10 protein-coding genes and 1 pseudogene are annotated in these 13,277 nt (G+C 38.9%); 3 read left to right on the forward strand and 8 right to left on the reverse strand.

Features of this window, described 5'->3' with window-relative positions:
• Nucleotides 1-60 precede the first annotated feature (60 nt).
• The 5 genes and pseudogenes from ASG01_RS04870 to ASG01_RS04885 all read right to left on the reverse strand — a co-directional run bounded on the left by ASG01_RS04870 (nucleotide 61) and on the right by ASG01_RS04885 (nucleotide 7,515).
• Nucleotides 61-2,583, reverse strand: a complete 2,523-nt coding sequence (locus ASG01_RS04870; protein WP_055860694.1) for an alpha/beta hydrolase family protein — start codon at nucleotides 2,581-2,583, stop codon at nucleotides 61-63.
• Nucleotides 2,584-2,880: 297 nt separating this feature from the next.
• On the reverse strand, nucleotides 2,881-3,612 hold the full coding sequence (locus tag ASG01_RS16370; protein WP_410492810.1) for a RagB/SusD family nutrient uptake outer membrane protein: 732 nt from the start codon (nucleotides 3,610-3,612) through the stop codon (nucleotides 2,881-2,883).
• 63 nt (nucleotides 3,613-3,675) lie between these two features.
• Nucleotides 3,676-3,960, reverse strand: coding sequence for a RagB/SusD family nutrient uptake outer membrane protein (locus ASG01_RS16375; protein WP_410492811.1), 285 nt, complete (start codon nucleotides 3,958-3,960; stop codon nucleotides 3,676-3,678).
• A gap of 75 nt (nucleotides 3,961-4,035) precedes the next feature.
• Nucleotides 4,036-4,665 (reverse strand): annotated as a pseudogene (locus tag ASG01_RS16380) (RagB/SusD family nutrient uptake outer membrane protein); the annotation flags it as partial.
• 18 nt (nucleotides 4,666-4,683) lie between these two features.
• Nucleotides 4,684-7,515 (reverse strand): SusC/RagA family TonB-linked outer membrane protein, encoded by a 2,832-nt coding sequence (locus ASG01_RS04885; RefSeq protein WP_055860704.1) that lies wholly within the window; start codon nucleotides 7,513-7,515, stop codon nucleotides 4,684-4,686.
• A gap of 705 nt (nucleotides 7,516-8,220) precedes the next feature.
• Between ASG01_RS04885 and ASG01_RS04890 the strand changes: the two genes are divergently transcribed.
• Nucleotides 8,221-8,442 (forward strand): hypothetical protein, encoded by a 222-nt coding sequence (locus ASG01_RS04890; RefSeq protein WP_055860707.1) that lies wholly within the window; start codon nucleotides 8,221-8,223, stop codon nucleotides 8,440-8,442.
• Nucleotides 8,443-8,731: 289 nt separating this feature from the next.
• On the opposite strand, the gene ASG01_RS04895 is transcribed toward ASG01_RS04890, so the two are convergent.
• The 3 genes from ASG01_RS04895 to ASG01_RS04900 all read right to left on the reverse strand — a co-directional run bounded on the left by ASG01_RS04895 (nucleotide 8,732) and on the right by ASG01_RS04900 (nucleotide 10,258).
• Nucleotides 8,732-9,085, reverse strand: a complete 354-nt coding sequence (locus ASG01_RS04895; RefSeq protein WP_055860710.1) for a hypothetical protein — start codon at nucleotides 9,083-9,085, stop codon at nucleotides 8,732-8,734.
• A gap of 4 nt (nucleotides 9,086-9,089) precedes the next feature.
• On the reverse strand, nucleotides 9,090-9,317 hold the full coding sequence (locus tag ASG01_RS16385; protein WP_082498288.1) for an EndoU domain-containing protein: 228 nt from the start codon (nucleotides 9,315-9,317) through the stop codon (nucleotides 9,090-9,092).
• A 341-nt stretch (nucleotides 9,318-9,658) separates the two neighbouring features.
• Complete coding sequence (locus tag ASG01_RS04900) at nucleotides 9,659-10,258, reverse strand: hypothetical protein (protein WP_055860713.1); 600 nt, start codon at nucleotides 10,256-10,258, stop codon at nucleotides 9,659-9,661.
• Nucleotides 10,259-10,421: 163 nt separating this feature from the next.
• Between ASG01_RS04900 and ASG01_RS04905 the strand changes: the two genes are divergently transcribed.
• Nucleotides 10,422-12,068, forward strand: a complete 1,647-nt coding sequence (locus tag ASG01_RS04905) for an ATP-dependent nuclease (protein WP_055860716.1) — start codon at nucleotides 10,422-10,424, stop codon at nucleotides 12,066-12,068.
• On the forward strand, nucleotides 12,052-13,212 hold the full coding sequence (locus ASG01_RS04910) for a UvrD-helicase domain-containing protein (RefSeq protein ID WP_055860719.1): 1,161 nt from the start codon (nucleotides 12,052-12,054) through the stop codon (nucleotides 13,210-13,212). Before ASG01_RS04905 ends, ASG01_RS04910 begins: the two co-directional genes overlap by 17 nt.
• The last annotated feature ends 65 nt before the right edge of the window (nucleotides 13,213-13,277 follow it).

Genomic DNA, 13,277 nt, shown 5'->3' on the forward strand with positions numbered 1-13,277 from the left:
CGACATCCTTCTGCGAGAGGTAATTATTAAATTATGCCAACCGAAGAGTTGCTAAACAAATTACTCTGCATTCGAGATCCACTCCACATCTTTTCTATCTCTCAAAAAATAATCAAACCATTCAATCATTTTCTCCGTAAGATCGATACGCTGTTCCTTTCCCATTAGTGAGTGCAGTTCATCCTTGTAAAACAAAGAGATTACACGCTTCCGGTATTTCCTCAAGGCAGTATAAAATGAACGGGTCTGTTCCGGATTCACGTTTTTATCACCAGTTCCCGTCCACAACAGCACCGGACTTTTTACCTGATCAGCAAAATACAGCGGATTGTTCCGGTAATATTTTTCTTTGTTATCTGTAAACTTCCCGAGCCTAAACTGCCCGTCTTCATATCGGTAATAATCCGCAGAGAAAAAATTATAATTGAAAGCAAAAGAAGTATTAATAATATCTGAAATAGATGCCCCTGAAACATACGCGGCAAAACGGTCAGACTGAGTGGCTATAAAATTAGTCTCATACCCTCCGAATGACTGCCCCAGAAGTCCCACTCTACTCATATCCGCCTGCCCTACTTTCTGCACTTCATCCAATGCAGCATTAACGCAATGCAAAGCTGCATTGCCCGGCCCTTGTTCTCCTGTATTATTTATATCAGGAAGAAGTACCATGTATCCCAGCTCCAGGAACAGCCTTTCATTAAAACCCCTCGAATTTTTAAAAGTTGGTAGCAGGTATTTATTATGGTTCTGATGCTGCAATTCATAAATCGATGCAACCACCGGATATTTTTTACCGGCAGAATAATTCGGCGGATAATACAGGAGCGCAGTCAAATCTTCCCCTGCAATACCTTTGTAGTGCAATCGCTTCATATTTATCTTCGAAGTATTAGAGGCTGAAGATACCGAATAAAGCGTTTCGGCAGAATCAGAAGAAAGTTTCCCGCAGATCTTTGGCGACTTATTATAATTTTCAGAAAACCAGAAATAATTCCTATCCGTTTGATTATGTACCGGATCACTAATTCTGTTTTCTGTCTTTGGTACAACTACCTTCAACTTATTTTTGTTCCAGTGAACAATACTTGAGCTGTAATCTTTCTCACCGGTCAACTTTAAAAGTAATCCCTTACTTATATCAACCTGATGGATAAGAACATTGTTCTGCAACAATGATTTATCAACCGCTGCATTCAGTATCTCAATATCAGAATCAGGTAAAGATTTCAGAAGTTTCTTTCTGAATGTAACCAGATCCTGTTTCCAAAGCATCTCGCCTTCGACCCAAATCACCTCCCGATCAGAGGTAAAATACGGTATTGCGTTCACTCCAAAGTCCTGTTTGCGGGGCTGAAAATTTAAATCTTTTGTCTTACGTACAAACCACGACTTTCCCGTTCTGTAAAACACAAATGCTCCTGTTGAATCAGTGATTATAGGCTTAGACGTTATAGCCAATATTGTCATTCCTGATTTATCAGTTTTAGATTCTAATTTTCTTTTTAACTTTTCCAACGGATTATACAGAAAATATCTTCTGACCGTTTCCTTTGCATTCAGATCATTGCTGTCAACCTGCTGGGAATCAATTTCAGATCGGATAAACAGACCGGTCTTACCCAGAGCAACAACATTCGAATAATTATCTTCAGAAGTATCAACGACTGTATTTTGTTCCGGGTACCATAAAACCCTTACCGTTTTTCTCCTGTCCCGGAAATGATCTTCAAGATCAAAATCTTTTCCGTACCATATATCAACAATTCCCTTTTGTAACGGCTCCAACGTCTGAAGATCAATCAGGATCGCGGAAGGATCAGATGATGCATGCTGCTGAATACCGTCAAACTCAGCCTTTCTGTTATAAGATAATAGTTCAGGATTTCCGCCACCATCGTTAATGCAATACATTGAAAATTTCTTCCCTTTACGGACAGTAACCAGCCACCCTCTTTTATCCAAACCGGATTTACTGACCGCATACATTTCCTGGTCTGATTCAAAAACCTTCACGATGTCCTTTCCCTCATATTTAAGAAGTTCCTGTCCATTACCCTTCTGCTGTATCATCATAACTTCATTTGCCAGAACAATCACTCTTTTAACATCCAGGACACGTTGAACCAGATTCATCCTCCTGTTATAAAACTCCACCAAGCCCGACTTCTTCTCATTGTAATGCACGTAGAATAAATCCAAAAGTTTTACAAATCCCACTGCTTTAACATCAGAAAAAGCGATCTCTTTTCCGGTTTGCAGATCTTCGTATTTCGTATCAGTTCCAAAACTGTACACCAATTCATGATCACGTATAAACTGCCAGTAGCTAACGCCAGGTTTCGTCAATACGACTTTTTTATGATGCACAGACGCCACCTTCAATTCCGACGGTCGCGATTCATAAACCGACTGCCACGAAATCCATTTACCGTTTCCGGATACACTAAGAAAACGGAGTTCCTCCTGCTTCTCTACCAGATCCCCCAGATGCTGCATTTCACTTGTTTCCTGAGACTTCAGGCAAGGCAGCGATGTAAACAATAAAAGCAAAGCGGTAACTAATTTAATCAGGTTCGGCATATACAGGTATTTAAAAAGTTAAGAATTTAGAATTTAGAATTTCAAGAATGCCTATCACAATGTATCCCTCTCGCCAAACTGACAGCCACGCAGGGAAGGTTTACTTTATAAATAAGGCATAGAGAAGCCAGATAACCAAAAACGGTTATCTGAACTTCTGTGAATAGTTTTGTGAAAAGAATGTATGTGAGACCTGTCCCCTGACAATCCAGGATCATAACTTAATCACGGATAACCATTCGTTGATTTTTCAACAGAAAATATTTCCATCAAAAAAACCTGATCAACACAGCGCTGTTAATACCCCTGATTCTGGGGATTCAGTTTGGGATTCAGTAGCAGTTCTTTATTCGGCAGCGGCCATTGCGCGTGAAAGGATTTCCAGTTGGGTTTTACCGTTACCAGCTGATCCAGTAATCCCCACCTTTTCAGGTCAAAGAACCGGATGCCCTGCTCTGCAAACAATTCCTTCCTCTTCTCTGCCCTCAGTTCAGACAAGGCAGCATCAGCAGTAAGGTTCAGCGGAAGTGCTGTTAGTCCGGCACGCTGTCTGGTCTTATTAATATACGGAATTGCTGCAGCTACCTGCCCCTGCGCAATCAGCACTTCTGCATACAGGAAATAAACCTCTTCAAGCCTAAAAACAATGGAATATTCCGTGGCGTTATTAACGCCTAAGTTCCGGTACTTTGAGATCTTATAATTGGTCTGCGTCTGAAAAGGAACCGCGGTCACATACTGCTGCTTTCTCAGATCACCTGTCGTAAACTGACTAACCAGATTTGGACTGGCAGTAAACGAGGTTGGTGCTCCTACAAAGTTGTACAACGTGGCTTCTTTCGTTGCATCATTGGTATTCTTCGGCTTTAGCTGCCAGAGAATATGCGTTCCCGTTTTCTGAAACACCTTGGTGATATCACTTTGAAATGCATACGCAGAGGACTGAAGAATACCCTGGAGCAGCAAACCCGCTTCGGTATACTTATTAAGAGTCATCTTGATCTTTGCCAAAGCCAGGTAACCCGTCATCTTATTCGGATAGATACGTTCGGTATTCCGGTAAGCCGCCGGCAGCAGGTTTACCNGCACTTTTTACGCATCCTTTGGGATTGCCGATTCCGTACCCTGAAGCAGCAAACCTGCTTCGGCATTCTTGTTAAGAGTCATCTTGATCTTTGCCAAAGCCAGGTAACCCGTCATCTTATTCGGATAGATACGTTCGGTATTCCGGTAAGCCGCCGGCAGCAGGTTTACCGCTTCAGACATATCCGTTTCAATTTTCGCCAGAAACTGATCCTTCGGCATCCTGGAAAGCTGGCTGTTGATCAGGTAATCTGTTGTATCAGTGTACGGGATCTCACCATAGATCTGGTACATATAAAAATAMAGCAGCGAGCGGACAAACAAAGCCCATCGGAATATATCTCCATTCACGATATTGAATGCCTGATNAAACTGATCCTTCGGCATCCTGGAAAGCTGGCTGTTGATCAGGTAATCTGTTGTATCAGTGTACGGGATCTCACCATAGATCTGGTACATATAAAAATAAAGCAGCGAACGGACAAACAAAGCTTCCCCCGTTATCCTGTCTTTTGAAGCCTGCGACAGAGAAGCAGATTTCCGTACGCCTTTAATAATACTGTTGGCTGCGTAAATATGCTGATACGCATTCGTCCATACATTCGAGACCACTGAGTTCGTCGCAATCTGCTGATTCAGGAATATATCCACGATACCATTACTTCCTGGAGGATAGACACTACCAATATCATCCGTATAGATTCCCAACAAAAGGCCCATGCCATCCGCACCTCCGGAAAGCAGCGAATTATTCCACAAATTGGCATACATTCCGGCCAGTGCCGCTTCGGCCGTCTGCTCATCCTCAAATACCAGTTCCGTCGGAAGCTGGTTATTCGGAAAGTCCGTCTCAATCCACTTCTCACAGGAAACCGGAACAACCACAGCTGCGAGTGCCATTCCCAGAACCATCAACTTCAGTACTGATTTACGGCTGATCACCGGACTTTTAAAAAAGCCCATCTTTATGATTTTAGTATATATAGTATCTATTTTCATCTCTAAATAAGTATTGTGTTAAAAAGTAAGCTGGAATCCCATCGAATAGGTTTTAAGCGGAGGAAGATAACCGGTCAGCAGAAACTCAGGATCAAGCCCAAAGTAATTGGTAAACGTCAGCAGGTTCTGTCCCTGCACATACAGCATCGCCTCCCTGATTCCAAACTTCTGGACAGGAATGCTGTAATTGATCTGTACATTCTTCAGCCTGATAAAAGAGGCATCCCCAACTGCAGCCGTTGAATTCTGAAACAGACTGTGCAGCGTATTCTTCTGCGCATTGCTTCCCGAACTGTACTGCATATAAGCTGCGTCAGTATTTGTCGGTGACCATGCATCCAGAACCTCCACCGGCTGATTGGTAATATTACCGGGAATCAACATCTGCCTGTTGTAATTGTAATTTCTCTGCTTGACAAACTGAAAAAGAAAGGATGCCGACCACTGCTTGTACTGAAGGTTATTCGACCAGCCGCCAAAAAAGTTCACCCCGATCTTTTCGATCACCTGATTGTCATCGGGCGATGTCAGCCTTCCGTCACTATTAAAATCCTTAAACTTATACAACCCTGTCGCCGGGTCAACCCCCTCAAACTGGTACACTTTTACCAAAGACGTCGGATACCCGATCACAAACTGGTTAGTATACGTAGATCCTGCAAGACCCGGAAATTCCAGCAGCTTATTCCTCGGAACTGTCAGGTTAAAGGAAGTACTGTATTTCAAAGCTGCAGATTTAAGCACCTGCAAGGAAGTCTCAAACTCCCAACCCGTGTTCTGAACTTTTGCAGGTAGATTCGACTGGATGCTGGAAAACCCTGTCGTCGCAGGAAGCGGAATTCCGACCAGCTGATTCGACGATGTATTATCATAATACGCTACCGTCATGCTGATCCTGTTCTTCAGTAACGAAAGATCAATAGCTGCCTCTTTCTTCACCGTCTTCTCCCAGCTGAAATTCGGATTGTACAGACGCGAAGGCGACAGCCCGGTAATACCGTTATAGATATTCGATGTCACACTGAACGTATTCAGGTACTGATAGTCCCCGATCCGGTCACTGCCTGTAGTCCCATAGCTCCCGCGAAGTTTCGCGAAACTCAGCCATGAAAGATCCTTCAGCCATTTCTCTTCCGAAAAAAGCCAGGCCGCGCCCACCGCCCCGAAGTTCCCGAAACGGTTATCGGGTCCGAACCTGCTCGAACCGTCCCTCCTTCCGGTCAGGTTGATAATATATCTTTTCTTATACTGATAGTTCAGCCTTGCAAAAGCAGCGGTGTAGTAATACTGGTTTTTAACCTGGTCAGACACCACCTTCGTTTTCGCAGCTCCCAGATTCTCAATCAGGGCATTGCTCTCAAAACCGATTCCCTGAATCGAACCCTGCCGCGTCTCAGACTGTTGCAACGTCGTTCCGATCAGCATATCAAAACGGTGGTTGTTCCAACCGTAATCCGCTGCGATCTGTGGTTCCAGCAAATACGAAAAAGTCGTGCTGTTGTTTCTTGAAGAATTGGAATTCGCACTCGTCAGCCCGGACGCCGGATTAAACATCGTATGAGGCTTCAGGCTCAGCTCCTCAAAATTCTGATACGTAATTCCACCATTCAGTTTCACTGAAAGAAACGGAAACAATTTATAGGTAACATTCGTCCCACTGTTGATAAAGACCGTACTGTTCAGGTATTCACTTTTAAACCCGGCCACGGGATTCGTGAACGTATTGTTTTCCCAGTTGATATTCGCGGCAGCATCATACAGTGCCGGGGCATTCGGGCTGAGCGTAAGGCTCCTTTTCGTCAGGTCCTCATTCTGAACATTGTTGTCCTGAAAAGAAAATGAATTGCTCATATTCAGATCCAGTTTCTTATCCGGACTCCTGAAAGTAAAGTTCCCTGTAATATTATTGGTCTTATACATAAAATCAGCCGGAAAAACCGTCGCCTGCTCCTGATGACCATAGGATATAAGATACGAGGCATTATCAGATCCACCGCTCACCGAAAGCTGCACCACAGAAGCATCCGAAGTCCTTCCGATCAGTTCCTTTTGCCAGTCCGTATACCGGTTCTGATCCCAAGAATTCAGATCATAAGCAATCGCAGGAATTGTGGTGATCCCGTCATTCTGATACGCGGTCTTTCTCATAGCAAGATACTGCTGCGTATCCATCATCTGAAGACGGTTCGCCACAGAACTTAAAGCATACGACGAATTGATCTTAAAATCCGTTCTCCCCTTCCTTCCTTTCTTCGTCGTCACAATCACCACCCCGTTCGCACCTCTACTTCCGTAAATAGCCGTAGCATCGGCATCCTTTAGTATCTCGAAACTCTCAATATCATTATGATTAATTGAATTAAGCGGATTGATGGACGAAAACGGAAGAATCGTTGCCGTATAAAGGGAAGGCGTTTCGGCACCGATCGGAACCCCGTCAATAATATACAAAGGCTCATTCCCCTCACGACGAATACTGTTCTTCCCGCGGATCTGGATATCAAACCCACCACCCGGAACCCCCGAGTTCTGGATAATAGAAACACCCGCCATCCTTCCCTGTGCGGAAGACAGCACATTCGTCACCGGCTGATTCTCAATATCCTTCGCAGAGATCTTCGCGATACTCCCCGTACGCTCCTTATCCCGAACCTTATAGTATCCCGCATTCAATACCACCTCCTCAATGGCATTGGTCTTAACCGTGTCCCTCGCAATAGCCGTACTGTCTGTAGCAGTAGCAGTAACTCTGCCGCTATTCTTCCTGATCTGCGCTTGAAGTGAACCGCAGAAAGCGGTTAACACCAAAGCAAGACCCATACTTCCTATAGCAGTATAGGATTTTTTCATAGTTTTGTAAAGTTTTAATTAAACGATTTCAACAGAACTGCTCTTTCCCAAGTGTCCAAACTAAGGGGAAAGGGCTTTTTTTCTGATCAAAACCCAAATGATTCCATTTCTCTTCTATTTTATTCCAACTCTATTTATTTTTTAGGCTATAAAAATGTCAGGCTGAGCCTGCCGAAGCCATTACTACCGAATTCATGTATCTGAAAACAAAACTTTCCTGAATGCCTCCCGGCCAAAAAAATGACATAGAAAACCCAGATCGATAACCAGAAGGCACCGGAAAGCCATTAAAATATGAATGAAATGGTCAAGCAAAAAGCTTATTAAAAAGCCGCAATAGGTTGTACACCCTACTGTATCATATCAAGATACTCTATGTGGTGAAGCAGGCTTAGATGAAAGAAGAATAATCGAACAACATAAAAACAAAACGGCATGGAACTCTACATTATCCGATCTGAGGCACTGGTATACCTAACGTACAGATAAGAGAGCCCACGCCGCGGTCGTGAGCTTCAGTACTTATCATCTTGTACGTTAAAAATTACCAGTTTTCAGATCAAGATTCTAAGCAATAGCTTCTATATTTCTTTGAAGTATCGCAAAGTTACATTTCTGTAACTCGTTTTACAAATATAATAAAAATACTCACAACTCGGATTTAAGTCCGAATTATTTTATAGAATATGAGTTTTATTTGTTTACATGAAAGTTGCAAATAGAAAGATTGTTGAATTTATAAGGGATAAATGGGTCATTCCTATGAACAATAATAGCCAATTTGCAACGGAAAATAATATTGATGAAAAGACTGTAAGACAAATTCGAGAGGACAAAGATTATCAAATTAGCTTGACAACTATAATGAGAATATGTGAGGCTAAAGACATTGCATTATCTGATTTTTTTTTTAAAGTTGGAATCTAAAATATTTTTGGTCTGAGCAACCGATTCTAGATAAAAATATGATGAAATAAATAAATCGTATTGAAAAAGCAGTCCTGACTATTGTCAGGACTGCTTTTTCATCTGTAAACATGGCACATTTCAAAATATAATTTTTAAGTTGTAGAAATTGGAGATTATAATTTTTTTGTAGAAAAACTATTAGTATGTTTTTAACAGATAACTTAATTAAGGAGGAATAGCCCTTATCCACTTATAAATTATTTAACGACTATTTCAAAAAGTTTAATGCATTTATCTTGCTAATTTTTTAACTCATAAATGTTTTCCAATCATTCATCAGATCAATAAGTTCCTGCAAAGGCATCTTAAAACTTTGATTATATTTATTTCCTGCCAAAAAATAAACTACATTATTCTCAATATCAAGACTACCATTACCATATCCAATATCCCAATTGTTACCTAAAGGTGCTATAATTTCTTCCCAGCTTTTTGCTCCATTTTTTACATTTTCTAAATCATCTAATACTTCTTGTATATCGTCTATGAAACGGAATTGACCAACAAAATGACTTAATAAAATATATTTATCATCTGTAGATTTTACAGCTTTAATATCTTCATTATTTAACCCTTTACTACTAAATATTACTTTATCCATTTTTTTAATTTTTAAAAATTATATATGCAGTTTGAATTTCTCTTGTATTCTTATCAATGAAAAACTCTATTTCAATTCCATTCTTAGTCATTCCTTGAAATTTATTTCCATCAGAAAAAGTAATATTTTCGCTAGCTTCTTTTACTATACGTTTTATTTTTTCTAAGTCCCATTGTTTTGGAAAAAAAGTGTGTTTATCTTTCTTTATTGTAAACTCTCCCAGCTCTTCTATCCTATATTATATTTTTGAAATTAATACTTTCTCACCAGTAGGTAAAAATTTGACCGCTATATGTTCATAAATCTCTATCAGATTTTTATTAAAATTATTCAACATATGCATTCCCCCTTTAGCCTTTATTAGGGCTTGATAGGGTGGTTTTACTGCTGTTTTTAATCTGCCTTTTCCCAATAAATACTCTTATTCCTCCAAAATTCTTGTAGGATTGCTCTCTTCAACACCATTAATCATTATTATAAATCATCTGCATAAAGAAGTTTTCCTGTGATTTTGTCTTTTGCTATATTTATTAATCTACCGTCCCTCATAGAAGATATTTATGCTTTAGTCTGTTATCCAAGTATTCTTTTTACAAATGTTTTATGGTCTTCAATTCTATGGTTTCGCTTTTTTGCAACGGCTTTTAACTCTACAGTAAAATCACTTACTGGATCCCAATCATTATATGTTTTTTTCTTAATGCCATATTTTTGAGAGAGGCCATTCGACAGTTTGTTTGCAATTAGTCCAAATTGGCAGTAATAAAATTTTCTTTCATCAAACCAATCTTGATAATCTGGTGGAAATGCTATGTTGTTGCTCGCGCTGATCATTCGATTTCCATCCTCAATTTCACTTGGAAATGATAAAATTTCGAACATTAAATTATGATCGATGCTTTTCCAATCGATATCCTCAGGATATTTTGGTACAGGTGGACTTATAACTTGAGGTTCAAGACAGCCTTCTGACGATCTCTGTCCTTCAAACAAACCATCATCTTTAATTACACTTGCACAGTCCTCCATGTATTTGTCTAATATACATACCAATCTAATCGCTAAATATCGAGCGCTTTTATTAGTTTCTTTTTTGCTTGTCCAGTATGATTGCATCCATGAAAGGCTCGATCCTATCAGTACACCTAGTAATCCAAAAATTGCTTCAGTCATTAGTTTTAATTGAAATCAAAAGACAATTTACGAGTTTATTAAAATATGTGAAAAAAAAATTATTGACATATTAACCTATTATTCAGTCTACATAAAATTAGTAACTTAGAATCGTCCTATTTTAAAACATCAGAGCATGAACTAATAACCGAGAACTTAATTTATGTATATAAACAAAGTAATTATTTCTAATTTTAAATCGTACCGTAAACCATTTTGCCTAGAACTGGAAAAAGGGCTTAACATATTGGTTGGTAATAATGAGACAGGAAAGTCAACGATACTGGAGGCTATACATTTGGCTCTTTCAGGACTGTCAAATGGAAGATATTTTATTAATGATTTGTCAGAATATTTTTTTAATTACGAATCTGTGCAGGAGTACTTGCTAAGCTTAGGCTCTTCTTCTCCTTTACCACCACCAGAGATTAGCATTGAAATATTTTTTGCAGGTGACGAGTTTCCTCTTTTTGAAGGAAATGGGAATAGTACTAAAATAAATGGATGTGGTATTAATTTTAAGATAGAGTTGGCTGAAAAATATCGAGGAGAATATAATGAATATATTTCCTTGGGTAACATATCAGCACTTCCAATTGAATTTTACGAAGTCAACTGGACGACCTTTGCCAGAGAATCTATAACTCCGAGAAAAATTCCAGTCAAATCGGCTATGATAGATTCTACCTCCAACAGATATCGGAATGGATCGGATGTCTATATATCCCATATACTACGAAACCATCTTGAAGAGAAAGATAAGAATGGTTTAACTCAAGCTCACCGTAGGTTGCAAACGGAGTTTGTCAAGGACGACTCGGTAAAAAAAGTAAACAACATTATTAGTTCAGTAGTCATTGATGGTGCAACAGAGAAGCGTCTAAAACTGACTATTGATCTTTCATCAAGGGACGCATGGGAATCTAGCTTTCTTACATCAGTAGAAGAGATACCATTCCATCACATTGGGAAAGGAGAGCAGGCTGTAATAAAGACTAAGCTTGCGTTGGAGCACAAAAAATCAAAAGAAGCAAATATTCTACTAATTGAGGAACCAGAGAACCACTTGTCTCACTCAAAATTAAATAAGCTTATAAAAGATATCCACGACAAATGTATTGATAAGCAGATTCTCATTTCCACACACAGCAGCTTTGTTGCCAACAAACTTGGGCTTGAAAAACTAGTGATCATTGAAAACAAGATTCCGCTTAGGCTAAAAAATTTAAAAGGAGATACACAGGAGTTTTTTGAAAAACTTCCAGGTTATGATACGCTTAGGTTAATATTATGTAAAAAAGCTATACTAGTTGAAGGAGATTGCGATGAGCTTTTGGTACAACGTGCGTACATGGATAAATATAATGGAAGGTTACCTATCGAAGACCAGATCGACGTGATTTCTGTCGGTACTAGCTTTTTACGTTTTTTACAGATTGCATACAAAATAGAAAAACCGGTCTGTGTCGTTACGGATTCTGATGGAGATGTAAGTGCTTTAGAGTTAAAATATGCCGATTATTTAGGTAGTAATGCTAAGTCGTACATAAAAATCTGTTACGATGATTTTATTGATTCAGGAGAACTTATTTTAGCAAATAAAAAACCATTTAATTATAATACACTCGAACCAAAATTTTTGAAAGTAAACGGGACTAAAAAGATCAATAAAATTTTAGTGTCAAATAAAAGTGAGGATGAATTACATCTTTACATGAAAGGTAACAAGACCAGCTGTGCGTTAAAGATTTTTGAAACTAAAGAGCAACTAAAATTTCCAAAATACATTCTAGATGCAATCGAAAAATAAGTTAATAATCTCCGTAGCAGGATCAGGCAAAACAACCTATTTAGTTCGACAGGCACTTAGTGTGAAGGATTCTGTGTTGATTACAACTTATACAGAAGCTAACGAAAACGAGATACGCAGGAAATTTTACGAAATCAATGGTGGAATTCCCTCTAATGTAATTATCCAGACATGGTTCTCTTTCTTACTTCAACATGGAGCAAAGCCGTATCAAAGTTCGATTTACGATGGAATTATTAATGGTTTATTACTGGTTAATACAGCATCAGGCATAAATTTTAAAAATAATAAGGGTATTGCAATTCCGTTTGCGGAAGAAAAAAATTTCAAAGAACACTATTTTTCCAAAAGCGGAAAGATTTATTCGGACAAACTTTCAAAGTTCGTTATACGTTGTAACGATAAATCCAATGGTTTGGTGATCAATCGACTATCCAAGATATATAAAAACTTATTTGTAGATGAAGTTCAGGATTTGGCTGGTAATGATCTTGAATTTCTTAAACTGATTTTTAAAACTGATATTAGAACAATTCTTGTGGGTGATCCTAGACAAGTGACTTACCTAACTCACCATGAACGCCTAAACAGCAAATATAAAAACGGGAATATCAAAGAATACATTACAGATAAATGTAGTAAATATTGCGATATTGATGAAAAAACACTTCGTTTTTCACATAGAAATAGTGCAGAGATTTGTAGTTTTTCCTCAAGATTATTTCCCGAACTGGAAAATAGCCTGCCGTGTAAATGTTTGGAGTGCAGGAGCTTTTCTAATGACCATAGCGGCATATATATTATTAAAAGTAGTGAAGTCGAAAGATATCGTTCAAAATACAATCCGGTTATCTTAAGGCATCAATTGGCTTTGGCACCGGAATGGAATTTTGGAAATTGTAAAGGATTGGGCTTTAATAGGGTTCTTATTTACCCAACACTACCTATTGTACAATATTTGAAGACTGGATTACTAACTAAAACTATTAAAGAAAAAAGAACTGGGAAGACAAAAGAAAAAGGTTTATTAGATGTTGCAAAATTCTATGTTGCATTAACCAGAGCACGATATAGTGTAGCGATTGTCTGTGATTACAACGATGAAACTTTTATAGATGGTGTCAATAAATATTCACTAGACTAATCTAGAATTCGAATTACTTTAATTGACTGCAATTGAGCGAATAATGAAAATTTTATATCGTCTGG

It is taken from the genome of Chryseobacterium sp. Leaf180 (assembly GCF_001424585.1).
Taxonomy (GTDB): domain Bacteria; phylum Bacteroidota; class Bacteroidia; order Flavobacteriales; family Weeksellaceae; genus Chryseobacterium.